This window comes from Castellaniella hirudinis, from assembly GCF_047468865.1.
Taxonomy (GTDB): domain Bacteria; phylum Pseudomonadota; class Gammaproteobacteria; order Burkholderiales; family Burkholderiaceae_B; genus Castellaniella; species Castellaniella hirudinis_A.
Genome location: NZ_JBLGTV010000002.1, coordinates 1 through 24,366 on the forward strand (window position 1 = coordinate 1; position 24,366 = coordinate 24,366).

At 64.7% G+C, this 24,366-nt stretch carries 21 protein-coding genes; 10 read left to right on the forward strand and 11 right to left on the reverse strand.

The features are described 5' to 3' along the window. Window positions 1–187: 187 nt before the first annotated feature. From ACMHYJ_RS03575 to ACMHYJ_RS03615, 9 genes are all read right to left on the reverse strand, one after another. Window positions 188–1,912 (reverse strand): TolC family protein, encoded by a 1,725-nt coding sequence (locus ACMHYJ_RS03575; protein ID WP_414244846.1) that lies wholly within the window; start codon window positions 1,910–1,912, stop codon window positions 188–190. 4 nt (window positions 1,913–1,916) lie between these two features. Further along, window positions 1,917–3,317, reverse strand: coding sequence for a TolC family outer membrane protein (locus tag ACMHYJ_RS03580; RefSeq protein WP_414244847.1), 1,401 nt, complete (start codon window positions 3,315–3,317; stop codon window positions 1,917–1,919). Between the two features lie 2 nt (window positions 3,318–3,319). Further along, complete coding sequence (locus ACMHYJ_RS03585) at window positions 3,320–4,687, reverse strand: HlyD family type I secretion periplasmic adaptor subunit (RefSeq protein ID WP_414244848.1); 1,368 nt, start codon at window positions 4,685–4,687, stop codon at window positions 3,320–3,322. A gap of 8 nt (window positions 4,688–4,695) precedes the next feature. Further along, window positions 4,696–6,429 carry a type I secretion system permease/ATPase gene (locus ACMHYJ_RS03590; protein WP_414244849.1) on the reverse strand — a complete coding sequence of 578 codons (1,734 nt, stop codon included), beginning with the start codon at window positions 6,427–6,429 and terminating at the stop codon, window positions 4,696–4,698. A gap of 180 nt (window positions 6,430–6,609) precedes the next feature. Next, on the reverse strand, window positions 6,610–7,404 hold the full coding sequence (locus ACMHYJ_RS03595; RefSeq protein WP_414244850.1) for a SapC family protein: 795 nt from the start codon (window positions 7,402–7,404) through the stop codon (window positions 6,610–6,612). 17 nt (window positions 7,405–7,421) lie between these two features. Beyond that, on the reverse strand, window positions 7,422–8,435 hold the full coding sequence (locus ACMHYJ_RS03600) for a glycosyltransferase family 2 protein (protein WP_414244851.1): 1,014 nt from the start codon (window positions 8,433–8,435) through the stop codon (window positions 7,422–7,424). 24 nt (window positions 8,436–8,459) lie between these two features. Continuing rightward, window positions 8,460–9,005 carry a dTDP-4-dehydrorhamnose 3,5-epimerase gene (gene rfbC, locus ACMHYJ_RS03605; protein WP_414244852.1) on the reverse strand — a complete coding sequence of 182 codons (546 nt, stop codon included), beginning with the start codon at window positions 9,003–9,005 and terminating at the stop codon, window positions 8,460–8,462. Further along, entirely contained in the window at window positions 9,005–9,892 is an 888-nt protein-coding gene (rfbA, locus tag ACMHYJ_RS03610) for a glucose-1-phosphate thymidylyltransferase RfbA (RefSeq protein WP_414244853.1), read from the reverse strand. Before rfbA ends, rfbC begins: the two co-directional genes overlap by 1 nt. Before the next feature lie 226 nt (window positions 9,893–10,118). After that, a complete protein-coding gene (locus ACMHYJ_RS03615; protein ID WP_414244854.1) occupies window positions 10,119–11,603 on the reverse strand; it encodes a nucleobase:cation symporter-2 family protein in 1,485 nt (494 codons plus the stop codon). 334 nt (window positions 11,604–11,937) lie between these two features. Here ACMHYJ_RS03615 and hutC (ACMHYJ_RS03620) point away from each other — a divergent pair, with 334 nt between their 5' ends. Further along, window positions 11,938–12,669, forward strand: coding sequence for a histidine utilization repressor (gene hutC / locus ACMHYJ_RS03620; protein WP_414244855.1), 732 nt, complete (start codon window positions 11,938–11,940; stop codon window positions 12,667–12,669). On the opposite strand, the gene hutG is transcribed toward hutC (ACMHYJ_RS03620), so the two are convergent. Next, window positions 12,666–13,631 (reverse strand): formimidoylglutamase, encoded by a 966-nt coding sequence (gene hutG / locus ACMHYJ_RS03625; RefSeq protein WP_414244856.1) that lies wholly within the window; start codon window positions 13,629–13,631, stop codon window positions 12,666–12,668. The two genes, hutC (ACMHYJ_RS03620) and hutG, sit on opposite strands and share 4 nt — an antisense overlap. Window positions 13,632–13,871: 240 nt before the next feature. Between hutG and ACMHYJ_RS03630 the strand changes: the two genes are divergently transcribed. The 4 genes from ACMHYJ_RS03630 (at window position 13,872) to hutC (ACMHYJ_RS03645) (ending at window position 18,066) form a co-directional block, all read left to right on the forward strand. Next, window positions 13,872–14,816 (forward strand): LysR substrate-binding domain-containing protein, encoded by a 945-nt coding sequence (locus ACMHYJ_RS03630; RefSeq protein WP_414244857.1) that lies wholly within the window; start codon window positions 13,872–13,874, stop codon window positions 14,814–14,816. 164 nt (window positions 14,817–14,980) lie between these two features. After that, window positions 14,981–15,832, forward strand: coding sequence for a hypothetical protein (locus ACMHYJ_RS03635; protein WP_414244858.1), 852 nt, complete (start codon window positions 14,981–14,983; stop codon window positions 15,830–15,832). 98 nt (window positions 15,833–15,930) lie between these two features. Continuing rightward, window positions 15,931–17,097 (forward strand): L-lactate dehydrogenase, encoded by a 1,167-nt coding sequence (locus ACMHYJ_RS03640; protein ID WP_414244859.1) that lies wholly within the window; start codon window positions 15,931–15,933, stop codon window positions 17,095–17,097. Window positions 17,098–17,328: 231 nt separating this feature from the next. Continuing rightward, on the forward strand, window positions 17,329–18,066 hold the full coding sequence (hutC, locus tag ACMHYJ_RS03645; protein WP_414245193.1) for a histidine utilization repressor: 738 nt from the start codon (window positions 17,329–17,331) through the stop codon (window positions 18,064–18,066). Between the two features lie 49 nt (window positions 18,067–18,115). Here the strand turns inward: hutC (ACMHYJ_RS03645) and ACMHYJ_RS03650 are convergent, their stop codons facing one another. After that, on the reverse strand, window positions 18,116–19,228 hold the full coding sequence (locus tag ACMHYJ_RS03650) for a DUF2817 domain-containing protein (protein WP_414244860.1): 1,113 nt from the start codon (window positions 19,226–19,228) through the stop codon (window positions 18,116–18,118). A 144-nt stretch (window positions 19,229–19,372) separates the two neighbouring features. On the opposite strand from ACMHYJ_RS03650, the gene ACMHYJ_RS03655 reads away from it, so the two are divergent. The 5 genes from ACMHYJ_RS03655 to hutU all read left to right on the forward strand — a co-directional run bounded on the left by ACMHYJ_RS03655 (window position 19,373) and on the right by hutU (window position 24,357). After that, window positions 19,373–20,149 (forward strand): transporter substrate-binding domain-containing protein, encoded by a 777-nt coding sequence (locus tag ACMHYJ_RS03655; RefSeq protein ID WP_414244861.1) that lies wholly within the window; start codon window positions 19,373–19,375, stop codon window positions 20,147–20,149. A 97-nt stretch (window positions 20,150–20,246) separates the two neighbouring features. Then, window positions 20,247–20,936, forward strand: a complete 690-nt coding sequence (locus tag ACMHYJ_RS03660; protein WP_414245194.1) for an ABC transporter permease — start codon at window positions 20,247–20,249, stop codon at window positions 20,934–20,936. After that, window positions 20,933–21,649, forward strand: coding sequence for a histidine ABC transporter permease HisM (hisM, locus tag ACMHYJ_RS03665; RefSeq protein WP_414244862.1), 717 nt, complete (start codon window positions 20,933–20,935; stop codon window positions 21,647–21,649). The genes ACMHYJ_RS03660 and hisM overlap by 4 nt, the downstream gene beginning before the upstream one ends. A gap of 53 nt (window positions 21,650–21,702) precedes the next feature. Beyond that, window positions 21,703–22,482, forward strand: coding sequence for an ABC transporter ATP-binding protein (locus tag ACMHYJ_RS03670; protein ID WP_414244863.1), 780 nt, complete (start codon window positions 21,703–21,705; stop codon window positions 22,480–22,482). 159 nt (window positions 22,483–22,641) lie between these two features. Continuing rightward, window positions 22,642–24,357 carry a urocanate hydratase gene (hutU, locus tag ACMHYJ_RS03675; RefSeq protein ID WP_414244864.1) on the forward strand — a complete coding sequence of 572 codons (1,716 nt, stop codon included), beginning with the start codon at window positions 22,642–22,644 and terminating at the stop codon, window positions 24,355–24,357. Window positions 24,358–24,366: the final 9 nt, after the last annotated feature.

Here is a 24,366-nt window from a genome sequence, read left to right on the forward strand (position 1 = left end):
GAGCTAACCTATTGTCCCGTATATGGTTTCAAGCCTCGATTAATTTGCACGAAGGGCTTGACGCCGGCCATTTTTTGCCGCCGGGCCGTCCCAAGGCAAAGACAGCCCCCTCGGGGGGCAGCAAGCGGGCATCGCTCGCGCGGCGTGGGGGTCTTTTTTGCGTCATGGCGCGGCGGCCCGCCGCCACTCAGGACGCGAAGACGTGGCCCAGGAAAATATCGTCCAAAGGGATGCCCGCGGCGGCCAGCAGGGCGATCCGGGCGCGCAGATAATCCAGGCGGGCCTGGTTCAGCTGGGCGCGTACATTGAACAGCCGATCCTGCATTTTCAGGGTATCCAGAGTGCTGCCCAGGCCATAGTGCTGGATTTTACGGGCGGCTTCCAGGCTCAGGGCGGCGGACTCGGCGGCGGATTCCAGCGCGCGGATACGCTGCTCGCCCCCGGTCACCGCCTGGTAGTGGCGCATGACGTCCGCCAGGGTTTGCGCCAGCGTGGCATCCAGCGTATGGCTGGCCTGGCGCGCCTGGTCGCGGGCCTGGGCGGTCAAGGCCGTGTCGTAGCCGCCGGAAAACAAAGGAACATTCAGCTGCAGGCCCAGGACGTAGGTATTGGTGCGCTGGCTCAGTGTCGATAGGTTTTCACTGTCGGCCTTGGCCCAACTGGCCACAAAGGCCAGCGTGGGCGCGTGGCGGCTGGCCGCCCGGCTGACGTCGGCCTGGGCCACCCGCAGACTGGCCCGCTGGGCGGCAATGTCGGCGTTGCGGGCACGCGCCAGATCCAGCCAATCCACCAGCCGGGCGGGCCGCAGCGGCGGCAGCGCGACGGCCTGGATCGTGGTCAACGCGGCCGAAACATCGGCATCGGCATCGGCATCGGCATCGGCTTCGGCATGGCCGCCGGCCGGGGAAACCGCCGGCGGCATCCCGACGCCGGCGGCCGGCCGCGCCGGGGCGGCGCCGGCGGCCGGCGTTTCCGCGACCGCGAATTGCGGGGCCACCGGCTGGCGCTGATCGGGGCCTTCCCCGATGGGCACGCCCAGCATGGCCTGCAGGGCTTGCCGGGCCACCAGCAGGCCGGCGCGCGCCTGGATCGCATCGGCCCGAGCGATTTCCAGGCGGGACTGCACCTGGCGGGCATCGGTCACGCTGCCCTCATCGTGCCGGAATAAAGCTTGCTGGCCTTTCATCTGGCCTTCCAGGGATTCGGCCAGCGCCTGGCGCAGCACCAGAGCATCCTGCGCGCCCAGCACGGCCACCCAGGCGTCGCTCAGACGGGCAGCCAGATCCTGGCGCGCCGCCTGCCAATCGGCATCCCCCTGGTCGGCCCGGGCCTGGGCCCAGCGCCAGGTGTTGTAGCGCCCCAGGTCGAACAACGGCTGCTGCAGCTGCACATAGGCGTTGGTCGAATCGTATTCGAGAACCGACTCGCGCATGAGATCGAACAACCAGGGCTGCCGGCGCAGGCCGTCGATGCGGCTGCGCGAAAACCCGGCCTGGACTTGGGGCAGCAGGCCCGCCAGGCCCTGGGCGCGAAACGTCCCGGAGGCCAGGCGGGCGCTGGTGGCCGCCTGCCAGGCGGCGTCGTGCGCCAGCGCCAGGGGCCAGGCCTGCGCCAAGGTCAACTGGCCGGCCCGGCGCCGATCCAGGGCGTCCAGCGCCGCCGACAGCACCCCGGCCGCCGGGCCGGCCCCACCAGCCTCGGCCGGGCGGTCATCCGCCGCGCCGCCGGGCTGGCCCAAGGGCTGCGCGGCATCCGGCGGGGTTGCCGCGGGAGGTTCGTGCGCCGACAGGTTTCCAGCGGCGGCATCCTCGCGGCCGGCGGCGTCCGACGCACCGGACGGCCACATCCCGTCCAGCGCGGCGCACGCCGACAACCCGAGGGAAAGCAGCACAACGGCAAGCAGGCGAACCATGGACTCAGTCCAGCTGGACGACATCGGGGCCAAACCAGGTTGCGGTCGCCCGCGCAATCGCCTCATCGTCCAAGGCGCCCGTCACGGCATCCAGGCCGATCCGGGCATTGACGTATTCCAGACGCGCCTGAGCCAGGTCGCGGCGCGCCGTGAACAGTTGATCCTGAGCGTCCAGGATGTCGCTGATGCTGCGGGTGCCGCCCTGGTAGCTTTTCTGCATGGCCTCCAGCGACTGCGCCCCCGTGCGCACGGCGGTTTCCAAGGCGGCAATGCGCTGCGCCCCGCTGACCACCCCCTGGTACTGGCGTGTCACATCCACCCCGACCTGGGCCTGGGCGGCCGCCAACTGGTGCCCGGCCTGATCCCGGCCATGGCGCGCCTGCCGCACCTGGGCAATCGTCTGGCCACCGGAAAAAATCGAGACATTGGCCTGTACGCCGATGCTGTTGTAGTAGCTGTACTGATCGCGCGTCGAAACTGAATCCGACTGGTTGACGCTGCGCGCCGCCACGCCGCTGACCGTCGGCAGGAAACCGCCGATGGCCTTGTCGACCTCGCGTTCCGCGACCCGCAGGTTTTGCTGGCTGCTGCGGATATCGGCATTGGCCTGCTCGGCGCGCGCCTGCCAGACGGCCAGGTCGAGGGGATCCGGCGGCAACGGGTGAAAATCGGGCGACAAGCCCAGGACGGTGGCCGGATCGGCCCCGATCATGGCCTGGAGTTCGCGCCGGGCGATCGCCAGACTGTCTTCCGCCTGGATCAGGTTGGCGCGCGACAGGTCTCGGCGCGACGTGGCTTCGCGCACATCGGTGATGGTGCCCTCGCCCGCTTGGTAGCGGCGCTGGGCGATGTCGATGTTCTTGTCGCTGGTGTCCAGGTCGCCGCGCGACAAGGCCACGTTTTCGTAGGACAACAAAGCCTGCAGATAGCGATTGACCAGGCGCGTGGCGGTATCGCGCGCCTTGGTGTCGAAAACCGCCAGGCTGAAGTCGGCGCGCGCATACCCCTGGCGGGCATTGGCGATCTTGGTCCAGTCGAACAGCACCTGGCTGGCCTGGATCTGGTTGGTGCGGGTCATGTAGGCCAGGTCGACATCGGCGACATCGCCACGCGCATCCGGGGCCTGCAGCGTGCCCCGCGTGCGGCTGCGGCCCGCGCTGGCGCTGATCTGCGGCAGCAGGGCGGCCCGCCCCAGGGCGCGGTTGGCCTGCCCGGCCTGGCGTTCGCTGATGGCGGCCTGGTAGCTGGGATCGTTGGCCTTGGCCAATTGCCAGGCGGCGGCCAAGGACACCGGGGCGGCGGCCTGGCCGGCATCCGCCTGCGCGTCCGCCCCCTGGGCCGCCCCCGGCGCGGCGGCCAGCGGCAGCATCAAACCAAGCAGCAGGGCAAGGACACGGGCACGCAAGATCATTTTTCCGTCAACGAGGTGTGCAGGCGTTCGAGGAAAGGCTTGAGCAGATAGCTGAACAAAGTGCGCTCGCCCAGCTTGATCATCACGGTCGCGGGCATCCCGGCCCGGATGTCTCCGCCGACTTCATCAATCATGTTTTGGCCTTCGGGCAGGAGCTTGACCTTGGCCTGGTAGTACGGCATGCCCGAGCGCGGGTCGGTAATGCGGTCGGCCGACACGGTAATGAGCTCGCCCGGCACGCTGGGCGTCTTGGCGTGGTTGAGCGCGGGGAAGGTGATCTCGACCGGCAGCCCGGGATAGACGCGGTCGATGGCCTGAACCGGCAGTTGGGCGTCCACCACATAGGAGGCATCGTCCGGGATGACTTCCATGAGCTCGGCCCCGGGGGCGATGACGCCGCCCACCGTGTGGATTTTCAGGTTTTGCACCGTGCCTTCGATGGGCGAACGGATGTCGGTCTGTTCGACCGAGTAATCCAGGGCGGCCAGCCGGTTGGCCAGCGAAGTAGCTTCTTTTTGCACATCGCTCAGTTGCGACTGGACTTCTTTCTGGTAATCCTGCTGGCGCTGCAGAATGCGCAGCTTGAGTTCGGCGATCTGGTTGCGCGTGCGCCCGGTATCGACCACCGCATTGGACAGAGCGCCCTGCAGCTGCGCGGCATCGCGTTCGAGTTCGAGCAGGCGGTTGCGCGGCAGGTAGCCGTCCTTGGCCAGTTCGCGCACCCCGGCGAGTTCTTTGTTGATGTAACCAATCTGTTCCTTGCGGCTGGCCTGCACCTGCAACAGGCCTTCCAGCTGGGCCTCCGCCCCCGCCAGGTTCTCGCGCAGAATGGCGACCTCGCCGTTCAGGGCGGCGCGGCGCGTGCGGAACAGTTCTTCCTGGGCGGCCACCGCCCGCTTGTAGCGCGGGTCGTCGTGGAAGCGCCGGGTCAGCGCTTCGTCGAACACGATGGCGTCCAGGCCTTCACGCTCGGCCAACAAGCGGTCTTCGGTAGTGCGGGCGATGATGTACTGCGAACTGGCCACCCCGCGGTCGGACAGGGCGCGGGTGGGATTCAGGCGCAGCAGCACCTGGCCGGACTTGACCCGATCTCCGTCGCGCACCAGGATGGCGTCCACGGTGCCGCCTTCCAGGTGCTGGATGGTCTTGCGGTTGCCCACGACCTCGACCACGCCGTTGGCGGGCTCGCCCTCGTCCAGCGGGGCGAAGCCCGCCCAGGCGACGAAACCGCCGAAGCCGATGAACAAGGCCAGCAGGCCGATGCGCAGAGGCCGGACGAAATTTTCATCGACGTGGCTGCCCGGGGTTTCGAGGGCCGCATTGATGTCGTCTTCGGCGGTGGTTTTGCGTGAAAATAGCTTCATGGGGGTCTCTATCGGCCGGCGGCGACCTGCAGCGGGCCGTTGCCGGCGGCGGCGCGCGCCTGCAGTTGTTGCTGTTGCAGGCCTTTCAGCACGTCCTCGCGGGCCCCGTACATCATGACCACGCCATCGCGCATCACCAGCAGTTTATCGACGGCGGACAAGACGCTGGTGCGGTGCGTGATGACGATGACGGTAGAGCCCTGGGCCTTCAGAACCCGCAAGGTTTCGACCAAAGAGGCCTCGCCGGCCTCGTCGAGATTGGAATTGGGCTCGTCCAGCACGATCAGCGCCGGATTGCCGTAGATGGCGCGCGCCAGGGCCACCCGCTGGCGCTGGCCGCCGGACAGGGAAGAACCGTTCATCCCCATCTGCGTATCATAGCCCTGGGGCAGGCGCAGAATCATGTCGTGCACCCCGGCCTGCTTGGCCGCGGCAATCACCTGATTGGCGTCCGGCGTGGCGAAGCGGGCAATGTTTTCGGCCACGCTGCCTTCGAAAAGTTCGATATCCTGGGGCAGGTAGCCGATGTGCGGACCGAGTTCGTCTTTGTTCCAGCGATAGATATCGGCGCCATCCAGGCGCACATTGCCGGCCTGGGCCCCCCAGACCCCCACCAGCAGGCGGGCCAGGGTGGACTTGCCCGCCCCCGAGGGGCCGATCACGCCCACCACGTCGCCGGCATCGACACTGAAGTTGAGGCCCTTCAGCACGGCGGCGCGCGCGCCCGGCGGCGTGGCGAAGACGTTTTCCAGCAGCAGATGGCCGCGGGGCGCGGGCAGGCTGAGGCTGGCCCCGCGCGGCGGCGCGGTCTTGAGCATTTCGTCCAGGCGGGCATAAGCGCCCTTGCAGGCGATGAACTGCTTCCAGGAATTGATGGCCATTTCGACCGGGCGCAGGGCCTGCCCCATCAGGATGGAACAGACGATCATCATGCCGGCGGTGATCTTGCCCTGGATGACCAGCAAGGCCCCCACGCCCAGGATCAGGGACTGCAAAGAGATGCGGACGAACTGCGAAATGCCGCTGATGCGGGCATTGCGGTCGGACGCCAGAGTCTGCAGCCCCAGCATGCGGCGATGCTGGTTGAGCCAGCGCGAACGCAGGCCCGGCAGCATGCCCATGGCCTCGATGACCTCGGCATGATGCAAATGGCTGTTGGCGAAGGCATTGGCGCGCACGGCGGCCTGGTTGGATTCGTCCAGCGGCTTGTGGGTGGCCACGTGCGTCAGGTAGGCCATGATGACCAGCACGAACGACCCGAAGACGTTCATCGCCCCCAGCAGCGGGTGCACCATGAAGGCCACGGCGATGTAGATGGGCGTCCAGGGGATGTCGAACACGGCGAACAGGGCATTGCCGGTCAGAAACTGGCGCAGGCGGGTCAAGTCCTGGATGGCCTGGGACGGGTTGCCGCCCTCGCGGCGCAGGTTGCGCTCGAAGGCGGCGGTGAACACCCGCTGGTTCAGCATGGTGTCGAAGCGGTTGCCCACCCGGATCAGCACGGAAGACCGCACCAGTTGCAGCAGCCCCGACAGGGCGAAGATCGCCACCACCAGCAGCGACAGCACCAGCAGGGTGGTTTCGTTCTGGCTGTTCAAGACGCGGTCGTAGACCTGCAGCATGTACAGCGACGGCGTCAGGGCCAGCATGTTGATGACGAAACTGAAGGCCGCCAGACTGTAGAGGATGCGGCGAAAACGAAACAGCGCTTCGCCCAGTTCGGTGCGGTTGTGTGGAATCATTGAACCGAGAATATGAATGGCGGCCACGGAATGGGCCGCTGACGCAGGCAACTGCCCTGGCCGACCTGGCCCGCGCCATGCGCAAAGCCCGCTTTAAAGACAAGAACAGAAAAGCGTTTTAATATAGCATGTTAAGCCTTAATTCTGCATGAACACCGGCTGACGGTTTTCTGACGGCCCTCAATGAAACTTGATCGTGCCGCCGCTGTTCAGGAACTCAAGGTCCAGATCGCCCGCCGGGCTTTGCGGCAAGGCTTCGGCGCGGGCCGCCTGGGCGCGGGCCAACGCCCCCAGGCGCTGCAGATGCTGCATGGACAGCAGCTGGCAATACACCAGCGGCAAGGCGCCGGATTCCCGCAGCGCCTGGAACGCATCGGCGGGCAGCGTATTCAGGGCGGTTTCGCTCACGCGGAACAAACCCTGCAGCGTGGTGGTCTGGCCATCCTCTCCCTGGATATTGATGGCCCAGGGCTCGATCAGGTCATGCTGCCGCAAAGCGGCGCACAAGGCCTGGGTGGCCGGCAGATTGGCCTGCACCTGGCTGAGAAACTGCAAAATCTGGCGCAGACGCTCGACCGGCTGGTTTTGCGCGTCGAAAAACGGCTGGCTGTCGCCCTGGGCGGCGCCGGCCTGCAATAAACCGCTGTCATGGTCGAAACACAACACGGTCTGATCGTCGTTGGTGCGGGCCAGGGCAAACGGGTAGCCGCGGTAGACCGCCGGAATGTAGTCGGCCAGCCAGCGGCCGTCCGCACCCACGAGCAGGTTCTGTCCCTGCGCCAAGCCCTGCACGGCCACCGGCATGTAATGGTCGTCGGTCAGCGCAAAGGCCACGGGCAGGCAGAGGCAGGCGCGCGGGATTTCCTGCATGACCAGGGCGGCGATGGTGTCGCGCGCGGCAAAGCCGTATCCCGGACTGGGCCGCCAGCTTTTGTCGGCATGGTCGGCGGGGGTAATCACATGAAAATCAGGCATAGGGGTTCCGTTGTGTGCTAGAGCTTGCCGAACAGGACGGCGACCAGCAGGCCGAGATTGCCCAGCGGGGTCTGGCGGCGCAGGCCGCTGCGGGCGAACCAGCGCAGGCGCGGCGCCAGCGGCTGGGCGCGCCCCTGGACGAAGGCGTCCAGCGTCCGCCGGGAGGCGGGATCCAGGTGATCCCGAACACGCTGCAAGGCCGTGAGATTGGCGGTGTTCCAGCGATGAAACTGGCCCCGCAGCAGCAGTCGGGCGCGATGCCAGCGGGCGGCCAAGCCCAGATTGCTGCCCATCAGGTTATTGCCATGCTGGCGATAACGCAGGGACAGATAATCGTCGTAGTATACGCGCCCGCCGCAGCCCGCCACCAGCATGTACAGCCACCAGTCGTGCGCCAGGACAGCCACGTCGGCCCCCGCCAGACACAACAGGCGCCGCGCGGCGGGGTTGAACACCATGGTGTTGCCGCCCCCGATGTTTTGCACCAGGGCGTTGCCGAAACCGGGGGGACGCGTGTAGCGCGCCGATTCGCCATAGGCGCGGTTGTCCTGATCCACCAGGCGGGTGCGCGCAATGTACAGGGCCGGGACATTCGCCGGCAGCGTGCGCAGGCATGCAATGGCCCGCGCCAGCTTATCCGCTTCCCAGATATCGTCCTGATCCGAAAAGGCATAGTAATCCGCGTCGATATCGGGGCGGCACGCCAAGGACAGGAAATTGGCCGCCAGACCGCGCCCCGGCCCCCGGCACAGCTGCAGACGGCCCGCCATCCGGCCGGACTGGTATTGCCGGAGGATATCCAGCGTGTCGTCGGTGCTGCCGTCGTCGGACACCCACAAGCGCCAATGCGGATGCCGCTGGGCCAAAAACGAATCCAGCTGAGGCGCCAGATACCGCCCCCCCTGCCAGGTGCACATCAGGATCGCCACCCGGGCGGCCGGGCGGCCGCCCGGCGTGGCTTCTGTCACCGGCTCAAGCGCCCGCGCGGCCACCTGTCCGGGCGCACGGTCAGGCAGATGGATCGGCGGCATGGCAACTCGCGGCAAGACGGCGGATCAAAAGACTTCGGCGTCGGCCAACGCCACCCCGGCCGCGTCCTTGGCGGACACCGTGGGGGCTAGGCCTTCCAGCCGCCAGTCGATGGCCAGGGCGGGATCGTCCCAGCGGATGCAGCGCTCGTGATCCGGGGCATAGAACGCCGTGGTCTTGTACAGGAATTCGGCAGTCTCCGACAGCGTCACGAAGCCATGGGCAAAGCCCGGGGGTATCCACAACTGCTTTTTGTTGTCGGCGGACAGGATTTCGCCCACCCACCGGCCGAACGTGGGCGACCCGCGCCGGATATCGACGGCCACGTCGTACACCTGCCCCTGGACCACCCGCACCAGCTTGCCCTGGGCATGGGGGGGCAGTTGGTAGTGCAGGCCGCGCAGCACGCCGCGCACGCTCTTGGAATGATTGTCCTGGACAAAATCCGGATCCAGGCCGGTGGCCTGGCGAAACGCCCGGGCATTGAAGCTTTCAAAGAAAAAGCCCCGTTCGTCGCCGAACACGCGGGGTTCCGCCAGAAAGACATCGGGGAGGGCACAGGCTTGGAACATCAGGCGTCCCCCGCCTGCACCAGGCGCAGCAAATACTGGCCATAGCAGTTCTTGGCCAGGGGGCCGGCGATGGCGCGCACCTGATCGGCAGTGATCCAGCCGTGCCGCCAGGCGACCTCCTCGGGACAGGCGACCTTCAGGCCCTGGCGTTTTTCCAGGGTGGCGATGAACTGGCTGGCTTCCAGCAGGCTGTCGTGGGTGCCGGTATCCAGCCAGGCATACCCCCGCCCCATGATCTGGACGTTCAGCTGGCCTTGCCGCAGATAGTGCTGGTTGACGTCGGTGATTTCGAGCTCGCCTCGGGCGGAGGGACGAACGCTGGCGGCGATGTCGCACACCTGATTGTCGTAGAAATACAGGCCCGTAACCGCGTAATTGCTTTTGGGGCGCGCGGGTTTTTCTTCGATACTGAGCGCCTTGTGGCCCGCATCGAATTCGACCACCCCGTAGCGTTCGGGGTCTTGCACATGGTAGGCGAACACGCTGGCGCCCTCGGCCTGCTGGCTGGCGGCCCGCAGGCGGCGGGCCAGGTCGTGGCCATAAAAAATGTTGTCGCCCAGCACTAGGGTGCTGGGGTGGCTGCCGATGAAGTCGCGGCCAATGATGAAAGCCTGCGCCAGGCCGTCCGGGCTGGGCTGCGTGGCGTACTGGATATTCATGCCCCACTGCCCGCCATCGCCCAGCAGTTCGGCGAAACGCGGGGTGTCGCGCGGGGTGGAAATCAGCAACACATCGCGAATGCCACTGAGCATCAGGGTGGACAGCGGGTAATAGATCATGGGGCTGTCGTACACCGGCATCAGCTGCTTGCTGACCACCTGGGTGACGGGATACAAGCGGGTGCCGGAGCCGCCCGCCAGGATGATCCCTTTGCGTTGTCGTGTCATGGGTTGGATGATGGAAGTGGGTAATTGAGGCCTATTTTAACCAAGGGGCCCTCTCGCGGCACAGACCGCGTTCGCGGGATGCGCCACGGCCCGGCGAGGCGCCGCCCAGGTCATGCGGCGCACGCGAAACCGGCCCATCGCCCGATGAGGCGACAGGCGGCCCGGACGACCGGCGGGGCGGGGGTCAGGCCGCTGGCCCGGCACCCGCCCCGCGCCGCCCGGAGAATCAGGCCTCGGCCTGCTTGGCGGCTTCGACCGCCGCCTGCGTGTCATGCGGCGCGCCATTGAAAAAGACATTCAGCAGCACCGCCGACAGGGACGTCAGCAAGATCCCGGATTCGATCAGGGGGTGGATGGCCTTGGGCGTCCACTGCATGAAATTGGGGGCCACCACGGGAATCATGCCCATGCCGATGGAAATGGCCACAATCATGGCGTTATGGCGGTTTTCCTTGAAATCCACCCCGCCCAGGATGCGAATCCCCGTGGACGTGACCATGCCGAACATCACCAGGCCCGCGCCGCCCAGCACCACGGTGGGCAGGGATTCGACCAGCGCCGCCAGCTTGGGCAGCAAACCCAAAACCAGCAGAATCACCCCGCTGGCCACGCAGACGAAGCGGCTGCGCACCCCGGTCACGGCCACCAGACCCACGTTCTGCGAAAAGCTGGAATACGGGAAGGTATTGAAAATCCCGCCGATCAGGGTGCCCAGGCCATCGGTGCGCAGGCCGCGCGCCAGGTCTTTCTGCTTGATTTCCTTGCCGGTCATGTCGGCCAGCGCCAGGAACATGCCGGTGGATTCGATCAGGATGACGATCATGACCAGCGTCATGGTGAGAATCATCCAGAAATCGAATTTCGGCATCCCGAAATGGAAAGGCAGGACGATATCCACCCAATCGGCCTTGCCCACCTTCTCGAAGGTCATGATCCCCATCGAAGTAGCGACGATCGCCCCGATGATGATCCCCAGCAGCACGGCGATATTGGCCAGAAAGCCCTTGCTGAACTTGGCGATCAGCAGGATCGACAGCAGGACGATGGTGGCGATCCCCACCCCGGTGAGATTGGCGTACCGGGGATTGGGCACGGTGGGCACGATGGACAAGCCCTGCGGCACGGCGGTCAGGGGCGATCCGGGCGCCCCCGCCGCGGCCTGTATGCTGTTCAGCCATTCGGCGTAGTTGGGATCGACCACGGACGGCGCGGTGGGGCCGAAGGGATTGCCGAAAATCCAATTGATGCCCACCCGCATCAGGGTAATGCCGATGATGGCGATGATTGTGCCGGTGACCACGGGCGGGAAAAAGCGCAGCAGCCGGCTGATCCACGGCGCGATGATGATGGTGATGATCCCGGCGGCGATGATCGTGCCGAACAATAACTGGGCCCCTTCGTGGCCGGGATTGCTGTTGGCGATGTGGATCATCGGGCCCACCGGGGCGAAGCTGACCCCCATGATCACGGGCAGCTTGATCCCGAACCATTGCGTGGCGCCGAAGGACTGGATGATTGTGGCGATGCCGCAGGCGAACAAGTCCGCGGCGATCAGCAGGGATACTTCATGGGCATCGAGGTTGAGCGCCCGGCCGATGATCAGGGGCACGGCGACCGCGCCCGCATACATGACCAGCACGTGTTGCAGGCCCAGGGCGCCGAGCTGGCCGATCGGCAAGACTTCATCGACCGGGGCGACGGATTTGCTCATAGTTGTCTCCAGGAATTATCGGACGGGCTTGCCGGACACAGGCTACGGCGGCCCGGCACGCGGATCAAGCGATTTCCAGCCAATGTACCGAAGGCGGCTTCCAGCGGCTATAAGCATCCGACGATAAGGTGGTTTAAGGTTCACACATAATCCCGGGTTAACCCTGTGGGATTCCGGCAATCTCCCGGGTCTGCCAGGGTAAACACTGACCCGCCCCGCCTGGGCGCCGCCACGACCGGCGGGCGGGCGCGGCGGCGCAACGCGCCCCGGCGGGAATCCGCTGGCGGCCAGTTCTGATTAGAATAGAGCGTGCCCCACCCACAGGAACCGAAGCATGCGCCGTCAGGATCAGGCCGTAGTGCGCAAAACGCGGGAAACCCCCGCCTACCAGCGCATCAAGGACTATGTATTGCAGCAGATTCAGCGCGGCATCTGGGCCGAAGGCGACCTGATCCCCACCGAGCTGGCCCTGTGCAAGCAGTTTTCCGTATCGCGCATGACCGTGCACCGCGCCCTGCGCGAACTGACCACCGATCAAGTCCTGCTGCGCTACCAGGGATCCGGCACCTATGTGGCGCCCGCCAAAATCCCGTCCACCCTGATCGAAATCCGCAGCATCGCCCAGGACATCCACGAGCGCGGCCACCAGCACACCTGCCGGGTGCTGCAGCTGCGGCGGATCAAGGCCTCCACCGCGCAGGCGAAGCGTTTTCAGCTGCGGGCGGGCGCGCCTTTGTTTCATTCCCTCATCGTCCACTACGAAAACAACGTGCCCATCCAGCTGGAAGACCGCGTGGTGGATGCTCGGCGCGTCCCCGATTATCTGGATCAGGACTGGTCGCGCACCACACCGAACGAATACCTGATGCAGGTGGCGCCGGCGCCGTCGGGGCAGTACACCATCGAAGTCAAGCTGCCCACCGCCGACACCGCCGATCCTTTGGACATCCCGCTGGATCAGCCCTGCCTGGTGCTGGATCGCACCACGTTTTCCGGCGGGACGTTCACCTCGCAGGCGGTGATGTGGTATCCAGGAAACCGCTACAAGCTAGCGGGGCGAATTTAAGCATCGTCCTGTGCGCGGCCACCCCCGGCCCCCGGCTGCAGCAGCAGCCAGGCCAAGCGCGCGGCCACACGGGCGGTATGGTGGTCGATGTCGTATTCGGGGTTGAATTCGGCCAGGTCGGCCAGCCGTAATTTCCCGGATGCATGCACGTGGCGGGCCAGCGTTTCGATGACGGACAGCGGCACCCCCAGGGGGGCGGGGGCGGACACCCCCGGCGCCACGGACGCCGGCAGAACATCCAGGTCGATGGTCAGGTAGACATGCTCGGCCTGATCCAGCAGGGCATCCAGCTGCGCCAGGCGCTGATCCAGGAAACGGTCTTGCATGTGCAGGTCTTCGACATACTGCACCCCCAGGTCTCGCGCATGCTGGTACAGGCTCGCGGTATTGCCCAAGGGGGACACCCCCCAGCAGGCATATCGCACCGGCAGGCCGCGCAGGCGGCTGTCTTCCAATATCTGATCGAAAGGGGTGCCGGAGCTGCCCGGGCGGCTGGTGCGCAAATCGAAATGGGCATCCAGGTTCAGGATCAATAAGCGGCCGCCCGCGCCGCCCGGGCCGTAAAGGTGGTCGCGCAGCCCCTGGAAATCCCCCCAGGCCACCTCATGCCCGCCCCCCATCACCACCAGGCGCGCCCCGCTATCCAGAATGCGCGTCACCCGCGCGCCCAATGCCACCTGCGCGGCCTCCAGGGCATTGGCCTCGCACACCACATCGCCGGCATCCCACAGGGCATCCAGGCGGTGGGCGGGCAGGCCCGCCAGCAGGCGGCGCACCTGCAAGGGCCCGCCGGCCGCGCCAGGGCGGCCATGGTTGCGCCGCACACCGGCATCGCTGGCAAAGCCCAGCAGCACGGCATCGCCGGCCCGCCACGCCGCATCGTGACGCACCAATTGAAACAGGCGTCGCGTGTCGCCGCCTTCTGCCGAATCATCTCGGCCCTGCCAGATTTTCTGTTCCACCCTTCCGCCCTCCAATGGCCGGCTATCGACGCCGCGCAGAAGATCCCGACGCAAGCCCATTCCCAAAAAGTATATACTTTTCTATGCCAGCCCCATCGCCGCGGCTGGCAAATCGCATTGACAGCCGCTTGCCGATGCATATATTTTTTACGGCGCCAGCTGGTTTGCGACACCGGCCATCAACGCCAAGCACACGTCAGCCCCCGGCAGCCGACCCGGGCCTGGCCGGATTCTGGACACATGAACCCCCTGCCTCCCCTGCGCTCACTGCAAGTTTTCGAAGTGGTCGGCCACAGCCGCAGTCTGGCCGAGGCGGCCAGGCGGCTGGGCATTTCCTCCGGGGCGATCAGCCAGCAGCTCAAGCTGCTGGAAACCACCCTGGATGCCAACCTGACCGTGAAAGATGGCAGGCAAGTCCGGCTGACCGCCGCGGGGCAGCGCTTCCACGGCGCTTGCACCACAGCGTTTGAACTGCTGCGCGAAGCCCAGGCCGAGCTGGAGCGCGCCCGCAACGACGCCAATCTATCCATCAGCGCATTGCCCTCGGTGCTCACGGCTTGGTTGGCGCCACTGGTCTTCGACTGGCAGGATCGCTATCACCCGACGCTGAACATCCAGTTCAAAGCCAGTCACGCCGAACCAGACAGCGACGTGGAAGACATCGACTTCCGCATTACTTATGACACGACGAGGCCCAACAGGCAAAACACCATAGAGCTTTTCACGGACTGCGTGGTGCCGGTCTGCAGCCCCGCCCTGCTGCGGCCCAACGCCGCACTGAACCAACCCGCGGATATTCTGCGCTATCCCTTGTTGGCAACAGACTGGCGGCCAAAATTCGCCTCGCCGCCCGCATGGGCCGATTGGTTCGCCGCCTGTGGCGTCGATGCGCGCAAAGCGCTGGCGGCGCACCCCATCCGCCGCACGTTCTCGCTCTCGCACATGACAATCGAATCGGCCCTGGCGGGCCAGGGCTTCGCCCTGGTGCAGGCCTCGATGGTGTATGCCGATGTCATGGCCGGGCGGCTGCTGATTCCGTTCAAGCGGGCTTTGCCGCTGCCCCGCCCCTACGTCCTGAAATGGCATCCCGACACTTTCCACAAGCCGCAGTGCCGCGCGTTTCACCGCTGGCTGGTCGTGCGCGGCAAACACCAGGCCGAACTCAACGCGCAATTGCTCGCCTGACGCCCGTCCGGCTGGTGGCCGGGCCGCTATCGCAACCGCCGGCGCATCCGTTTTCGTTTAGTTTTTCTAAACTAAAGCCGATCTATTGTCCATACAACTTGCCTTAAGATGAAGTCTCGAACGCGGCGCAATCTCGAAGCAACGACCCATCCTGGAGAACAGACATGCAAACGAATACCGTTCATCGCCCCCAAGCCAGCCCGGCCGCGCCGGTCTACCGCGACATCGTCGATCTGGCGCGCTATCCGATCCACGACTTGCAAAGCGCGGCGGGACGCGCTTTGATCCAGCAATGCCAGGCGGCCCTGGCACAGGAAGGCGCCTGCGTGCTGGAAGGGTTCATCACGCCACAAGCCGTTGCCAAGATGATTTCGATTGCCGACAGTCTGGATGACAAAGCCTGGATCACCGACCGGCCGCACACGGTGTACTTCGAGCCCGTGGACGATACCGTCCCGGCCGCCCACCCGCGCGCGCACGTCGTGCGCTCGGCCAAACACGGCATCGCCTACGACTACATCCCGGCGGACGCCCCGATGCGCACGTTGTACGAATCGGACGACCTGACCCATTTCATTGCCGCCGTGCTGGAAAAATCCGCGCTGTATCGCAGCGCCGATCCGTTGGACGCGCTGCAGATCACGAAATTCTTCCCCGGCGAAGAACTGGGCTGGCACTTCGACCGCAGCGAATTTTCCATCACGGTCATGTACCAACCCGCCGAGCAAGGGGGGCTGTTTGAATATGTGTCCGCCTTGCGCACCGAAACCGACGAATGCTACGACGCAGTCCAGAAGGTGCTGGAAGACGACCCGTCCAGGGTCAAGCTCCTGTCCAGCGCCCCCGGGACGCTTGCCTTTTTTCGCGGGCGCTACGCCATGCACCGCGTCACCCCGGTGGCGGGTTCACGGCCACGCATCAACTCGGTGCTGACCTATGGCACGCAACCGGACATGCGCCTCAACGACCTGACATCCAAGCTGTTCTACGGGCGCACATCGGCCCAGCCAGCCTGAGGGCGGCCTGCCGGCGGAACCCGAGTCAAGTCGTTGACGATGCGCGGGACACGGGCCTAGAATGGCGCGCGATGGCGCGCGCCGCACAAGGAAGAACCATGCCGTCCCCCGCTCAGATGACTTGCACCGAGGATTTCCGCCGCCTTGCCCAGCGGCGCGTGCCTCGCATGTTCTACGATTATGTGGACTCGGGCTCCTGGACGGAGTCCACCTACCGCGACAACGCCCTGGATTTACAGAAGCTGAAGTTCCGTCAGCGCGTTGCGGTGGACATCGCCCACCGCACCATCGGCACAACCCTGCTGGGCGAACCCGCCGCGATGCCCGTCGCCCTCGCGCCCACTGGCATGACCGGCATGCAATGGGCGGATGGCGAAATTCTCGCCGCCCAGGCGGCCGAACAATCCGGCATCCCTTTCTCGCTGTCTACCGTCAGCATCTGTTCCATCGAGGACGTCGCGGCGCATACACAGCGGCCATTCTGGTTCCAGCTTTATGTCATGCGCGACCGCGCCTTCATCAGGGACTTGATTGAACGCGCCAAAGCGGCGGCTTGCGCCGCGCTGATCGTCACGCTCGACCTGCAGGTCGTCGGCCAACGGCACAAGGACATCAAAAACGGCCTCTCCACCCCACCCAGGCCCACCCTGAAAAACCTCATCGACCTGGCCACGAAACTGCGGTGGTGCAAGGGCATGATGGGCACCCGGCGCCATGGCTTCGGCAACATCATCGGGCACGCCAAGGGCGTGAAAGACGTGCATTCATTGACACGCTGGTCAGCGGAGCAGTTCGATCCCACCCTGAGCTGGAAAGACCTGGAATGGATCAAGCAGTGCTGGGGCGGAAAACTCGTGGTCAAGGGCATTCTCGATGCGGACGACGCCCGTCTGGCGGTGGCGGCCGGCGCCGACGCCATCATCGTTTCCAACCACGGGGGGCGCCAATTGGACGGCGCGCCCTCCACTATTTCCGTCCTGCCGAGCATCGTGCAAGCCGTGGGCACACAAGTCGAAGTGCTCATGGACGGCGGCGTGACCAGCGGCCAGGATGTGCTGCGCGCCGTCGCCCTGGGCGCGCGCGGCGTGCTGATCGGCCGGGCCTTTCTGTATGCGCTGGGCGCCATGGGCCGCCCCGGAGTCTCCCGCTGCCTGGAACTGATCGCCAAAGAGCTGGACGTCAGCATGGCATTTTGCGGCAAGACCACGATTGCGGACGTGGATCGATCCATTCTGGTCAACCCGGACATTCTGCAAGGCGGCTGACCCAAACACACCGGCGTCGCCGGGTTAAAGGCGCCGGCCCGCGTCGTCTATACTTTTGCACGATGCCTCAAAAACCGCTACCCCGCTTGCGCCGGCACACGAACGCTGTGATATCGCACACACTGTGATATCGCACAGCCCCCAGAACGCCCCATGAAGATCACACCACAAGTGGAAAAAATCACGTCTTCAAGTGCAACCCCGCTGCCTGGCACCGCACAGCCGGACGGCATGCCGGATGCCGGCCATGCGCCGGACGGCCCGGACAGCCGGCCTTCGGCCCCCGCCTATCAGCGCATCAAGGACTATGTGCGCGCACAAATCACACGCGGCATCTGGAAAGAGGGCAGTGTCATCCCCACCGAACTGGCCCTGTGCCGGCAATTTTCCGTATCGCGCATGACCGTGCACCGCGCCCTGCGCGAACTGACCGCCGATCAGATCCTGCTGCGCTACCAGGGATCCGGCACCTATGTGGCGCCCGCCAAGATTCCATCCACCCTGATCGAAATCCGCAGCATCGCCCAGGACATCCACGAGCGCGGCCACCTGCACACCTGCCAAGTGCTGCGGCTGCGGCAAATCAAAGCGACGGCGGCGCAGGCGCGGCGTTTCCGGCTGCGAACCGGGGCGCCTTTGTTTCATTCCCTCATCGTCCATCACGAAAACAAGGTGCCCATCCAACTGGAAGACCGCGTGGTCGACGCCGAGCGCGTGCCCGACTACCTGAACCAGGACTGGTCGCGGATCACGCCGAATGAATACCTGATGCGAATGGCCCCGTCCCCCACCGGGCTGTACACCATCGAAGTCAAGCTGCCCACCGCCGACACCGCCGGGCCTTTGGACATCCCCCTGAACCAGCCCTGCCTGGTGCTGGATCGGGCCACGTTTTCCGGCGGGGCATTTACCTCGCAGGCAGTGATGTGGTATCCGGGAAACCGCTACAAGCTGGCGGGCCAGATTTAGGCATCCGGCGCGGGCGCGGGCCTGGCGCCGGTGCGCCCGCGACGCGGCGTCACGCCCGCGCGGCCAAGGCGGCCAGCGCGCGATCCAGTATTTGGCGCGTGCGCACCCAGGTCAGCTCGCGCCAATCGCTGTCGTCAGGGTAGAAAAATTCCAGGATTTCCGCCTTGATGCGGTGGAAATCAGGCCCGTCGAAGTGTTGCTGCAAGTGCAGAAAATGATCGTCCAGCATGGACTGGTGGCCGCGCGTCGCCCCATCGTAGGTGCCGCATTCCACCACCAACTGGGCGAACCGCACACCCGCCATCATATCGACCATCGCCTGCGAGGTATAGCCAGTGACCTCGGCGGAAATATCCGTATCCGTCACCTGGCCGGGGCGCGTCAGGATGGAATACAGCCAGGGCCCATAGAGCCGCTGCAGATCCTGCATCCCGGGATAGTCATGTTCCGCAATCGCCATCAGCATGGGATGGCCATACGGCCCCGCGCCGGTGTGCAAATCCAGACTGATCGCATCGCTGGCGTGGGGCAGGAATCGGCCCACAATCTCGCGCAGAGTACGATTTGACCAGGCGGCGCGGCTGCCGCCATAGAACAAGCCGTCTGGATGTGCATACTGCCCTGCTTCGAGCTTGCTTTTCAAGGCGACGCGCCCCAGCCGCTGCTGGATTTGCAGCCACTCCCGCTGCGTTTTCTGCCGTCCCTGCGGGGACGCCCGCTCTACCGTAAACAGCGGATGGATTTCCTCGTAGGCCTGGTTGACGGGCACAGGCTGGCTGAAATCCAGATAATTTCTGTTCAGGTCGATATTGTCTTCGTTGACACGTCTTTTCCAGGCAGTCCCCCAGGGGTTGATCAGATGCACCATCAAGACGCCGACGGCCTCATCCATGCCGCGCTGCGCCAGCTGCCGCAGATAAAGCGCCTGGCATACCGAGCCATAGTAGCCTTCGACCCCGTGCGTCCCCGACACCACCAGCAGCCACTTTTTGGCATCGGCCCGGCCCAGCCGGGCCACGTCGGTGAACAGGGGCTCGTCTTGCAAGCCCCGCAGCGGATGCGCATACTCGAATAATTGGGCCCCGGCCTGTGCGGCTGCTTCAAGAAAATGGGTGCGGAGATCCGCATAAGTGTCCAGGCGAGGAACAGCGGCGATGGTCATGAGGGTTTCCTGATAGAGAACGAAATGTATATAAATTTCACCGCCAAGCGATGATTTGCAAAATTAGGGAAAACGTTAATGTCTATACAACTTACGCATTGCTAAGATGAAATCCCTTCCAGCCTATTCCTATTGGTGATATTCATGAACCGACTCCTCAAAAAGGCGGCCTTGATCGCGACGGCCTTTTGCGTTTCCAGTACCGCCTTGGCGGCCGACGTCATCCGTTTGGGGGTGGATCCGACCTTCCCCCCCTACGAAAGCATCGACGCCAAAGGCGACATGCAAGGGGTGGACATTGACCTCGGCAACGCCATTTGCGCCGAAATGAAAGTGGAATGCAAATGGGTGCGCATCAATTTCGACGGCGCCATCCCCGCGCTCAATGCCCGCAAAATCGACGCCATCCTGTCGGCCCTGACCATCACCAAAGAACGCGCCAAGCAAGTCTTGTTTTCCACCACCCTGTATAACTCGCCGTCGCGCATGATGGTCGACAAATCCCAGGATCTCGACACCACCCTGGAAGCCGTCAAAGGCAAAACCATCGGCGTGGCCCAAGGCACCTCGCAAGCGGCCTACGCCAACAAACACTGGAAAGGCAAAGGGGTCAACCTGGTCATGTACCAAAACGAAGAAAAATCCCAGCAAGACCTGGTACTGGGACGCGTGGACGCCTTGCTGTCCGACAGCGCGGCATCCCTGTTCTTCCTGGAAACCCCCCAGGGGTCGAAATTCCATATGTCCGGCAGCAGCGTCGTCGACCCGGAGGTCTTTGGCAATGGGGTGGCCATGGGCCTGCGCTTGAACGACACCGAACTGCAGACCCGCATCGACACCGCCATCAACACACTGAAAAAAACCGGCGAATACCAAAAAATCATCGAAAAATACAAGCAATACGGTCTTGAACCCGTCTGATCGCGGCGACGCCCTTCATGCGGCCGGCACCCCGCAAGCGGTGCCGGCCCAGGCTCCCGCAGTCTTCGCCTCTTGAGCATCCCCGGAGAAACGCCTCATCATGTTTTATGGCTACGGCGCAAACATTCTGCAAGGCACCACGCTGACCTTCGGCCTGCTGGTCGTCACCACGGCGCTGTCGCTGATGATCGGCATCCTGGGGGCAGTCTGCAAGCTCTCCCGCCTGGCCGCCTTGCGCGGGCTGGCCACGCTCTACACCACCGCCATCCGCGCCGTCCCCGACTTGGTTCTGATGCTGCTGATTTTCTTCAATCTGCAAATCATGCTGAACGCGATCTGCGACGCCCTGGGGCTTGCGCTGATTGAAATCGACGCCTTCTCCGCCGGCGTCGTCACCCTGTCGTTCATCTACGGCGCCTACATGACCGAAACCTTTCGCGGAGCGATCCGCGCCGTGCCGCGCGGCCAGCTGGAAGCCGCCCGCTCCACGGGCATGTCCGGCCCGCAGATTTTCAGGATGGTGACTTTCCCGCAGATGATGCGTCACGCCCTGCCCGGCCTGAACAACAATATCCAGGTCATCATCAAAGCAACGGCACTGGTGTCCATCATTGGCCTGACCGACCTGATCAGCATCACGCAGCAAGCCGGCCAGGCCACCCAAAAAAACTTTTTCTTCTCTCTGCTGGCGGCCGCCATCTACCTGATCTTTACCACCGTCACCCTATATATTCTTTCCCACCTGGATCGAAAATTCAGCCGCGGCGTGCGCGAGGGGCGCATATGATCGACATCTTCGAAGAATACTGGATGCAGTATCTGGGCATCGGCCAGGGCAACATCTCCGGCGCCGTCATGACCCTATGGCTGCTGGTGCTGTCGTTTTCGATCGGCCTGGCGGCCTCCATCCCTTTGGCCATTCTGCGCACCTGCCGCCACGCATGGCTCAGGAATCTGACCTGGGTGTATACCTACGTCGTTCGCGGCACGCCGCTGTACGTGCAGTTGTTGATCATCTATACCGGGATTTTCGGCCTGGAATTCGTGCGGGGCACACCGCTGCTGGCCAACTTCTTTCGCAGCGGCTTCAATTGCGCGGTGCTGGCGTTCTGCATCAACGAATGCGCCTACGTCACGGAAATCCTCGCGGGCGCGATCCGCGCACTGCCCTACGGCGAATCCGAGGCTGCACGCGCATTCGGCTTCTCCAGGTGGCATACGTACACAAAAATCATCCTGCCCGCCGCCATGAAGCGCGCATTGCCCTACTACAGCAACGAAATCATCCTGTTGTTGCACAGCACCTCCATCGCCTTCACCGCCACCGTGCCGGAAATCCTGAAAGTGGCGCGCGACGTCAACAGCGCCACCTACGCGCCCTTTTCCGCATTCGGCATCGCCGCCCTCATTTATGCACTCATCGCTTTCACGCTGGTGGCCGGATTCAGACACCTGGAAAGGCGCTGCCTGGCTTTTATTCCGCCCGGATCGATTTCCTGACCGCGATCATGCTGTGCCAGCCTCCCCCCACCGATACAGAGACAGAGTCCCCCATGAACCTGAAGGTAGAAAATCTATACAAAAACTACGGTGACCACGAAGTCCTGAAAGGGGTTTCCCTGCAAGCCAACCGGGGCGACGTCATCAGCATCATCGGTGCCAGCGGGTCGGGGAAAAGCACCTTTTTGCGTTGCATCAATTTTCTCGAATCGCCTACCGCCGGGCGCATCTTCGTCAAGGGGGAAGAACTGAAGACCAGGCTGGACAAGAAAAACCGCCAACTGGTGCCCGCCGATCGACAGCAGCTGCGGCGCATCAATACCATGCTGGCCATGGTGTTCCAGCATTTCAACCTCTGGACGCACATGACGGTATTGGAAAACATCATCGCCGCGCCCATCCACGTTCAGGGGGTGGCCAAGGCCGAAGCCATCGATCGGGCCGAACGCTATCTGAAAAAAGTGGGCCTGGGCCACGAACACGCCAAAAAATACCCGGCCTTTCTCTCGGGCGGGCAGCAGCAGCGCGTCGCCATCGCCCGCGCCCTGGCACTGGAACCCGAGGTCTTGCTGTTCGACGAACCCACTTCCGCCCTGGACCCCGAACTGGTGGGCGAGGTACTGCGCGTCATGCAAGCCCTGGCCGAGGAGGGCCGCACCATGGTCGTCGTCACCCACGAGATGGCGTTCGCCCGCGATGTCTCCAGCCATGTCATGTTTCTGCACGAAGGCCGGGTCGAAGAAGAAGGCAATCCCCGGGATGTGCTGGATCAGCCGAGCAGCGCCCGGCTGATCCAGTTCCTGTCGGCCGGCAGGACGGCCAGCCTGGCTTGACCATCGCCCGCGCGGGAGGGCCTCCCGCCCCCGATCCCAAGGTCTTTATTTTTTCACGCTTGTTGTATATACAATAGATCATTTTCCAGCCTGTTCCCTTGAACAGACACATTGCTTACCCACCCGATTCCGTCAAATCCACGCACACAGGAGCCCGCCATGAGCACATCGCCCCACGCCAATGACCCACGCTACGACGCCAGCCGCGACATCCACGCCCCCACCGGCAGCCAGCTGCATTGCCGCAACTGGACGATCGAAGCCGCCTACCGCATGATTCAGAACAACCTGGATCCCGCCGTGGCGGAGAACCCCAAGCACCTGGTGGTCTATGGCGGCATCGGCCGGGCGGCGCGCAATTGGGCCTGCTTCGATGCCATCCTGGACAGCCTGCGCAAGCTGGAAGAAGACGAAACCCTGCTGGTGCAGTCCGGCAAGCCCGTGGGCGTCTTCAAGACCCACCCGGACGCCCCGCGCGTGCTGCTGGCCAACTCCAACCTGGTGCCCAAGTGGGCCACCTGGGAAAAATTCAATGAACTCGACCAGGCGGGCCTGTTCATGTATGGCCAGATGACCGCCGGCAGCTGGATCTACATCGGCAGCCAGGGCATTGTGCAAGGCACCTACGAAACCTTTGTCGAAGCGGGCCGCCAGCATTTCGGCGGGTCGTATACGGGCCGCTGGATCGTGACGGCGGGCCTGGGCGGCATGGGCGGGGCGCAGCCCCTGGCCGCCAGCTTCGCCGGGGCCTGCTCTCTGAACATCGAATGCCAGCAATCGCACATTGATTTTCGCCTGCGCACGCGCTACCTGGACAAGCAGGCGCGCGACCTGGACGAGGCCCTGGCCCTGATCGCCGAACACACCGCCCGCCGGGAAGCCGTGTCCATCGGCCTGCTGGGCAATGCCGCCGACCTCCTGCCGGAAATCGCCCGCCGCGCCCAGACCGGCGGCCCGCGCCCGGATCTGGTCACCGACCAGACCTCGGCGCACGACCTGATCCACGGCTACCTGCCCTCGGGCTGGACGGTAGAGCAATGGCAGGCCGCCCAAGCCGACCCGGCGCAGCACAGCCGCCTGCGGGCCGAGGCCGCGCAATCCTGCGCCCGCCACGTGCAGGCCATGCTGGATCTGCACGCCCTGGGCATCCCCACGGTGGACTACGGCAACAACATCCGCCAGGTGGCCTATGACGAAGGCATCCGCAACGCATTCGACTTCCCCGGCTTCGTGCCCGCCTATATCCGCCCGCTGTTTTGCGAAGGCAAGGGGCCGTTCCGCTGGGTGGCGCTGTCGGGCGACCCGGAAGACATCTACGCCACCGACCGCAAGCTGAAGGAACTGTTCCCGGACAACCACCACATGATCCAGTGGCTGGACATGGCGCGCGAACGCATCGATTTCCAGGGGCTACCGGCGCGCATCTGCTGGCTGGGCCTGGGCGAACGCCACCGCGCCGGGCTAGCCTTCAACGAGATGGTGCGCACGGGCGAACTGAAAGCCCCCATCGTGATCGGCCGCGACCACCTGGACACGGGCTCGGTGGCCAGCCCCAACCGCGAAACCGAAGCCATGCGCGACGGCACGGACGCGGTGTCCGACTGGCCCTTGCTGAACGCCCTGCTGAACACGGCGGGCGGGGCCAGCTGGGTATCGCTGCACCACGGCGGCGGCGTGGGCATGGGCTACAGCCAGCACGCCGGCATGGTGATCGTGGCCGACGGCACAGACGCCGCCGCCCGCCGGCTGGAGCGTGTACTGATCAACGACTGCGGCAGCGGCGTGATGCGCCACGCCGACGCGGGCTACCCGCTGGCCATCGAAACCGCCCGATCCTTCGGGCTGAAGCTGCCCATGCTGGGGGCCGGCGACTGATTTTTGCCA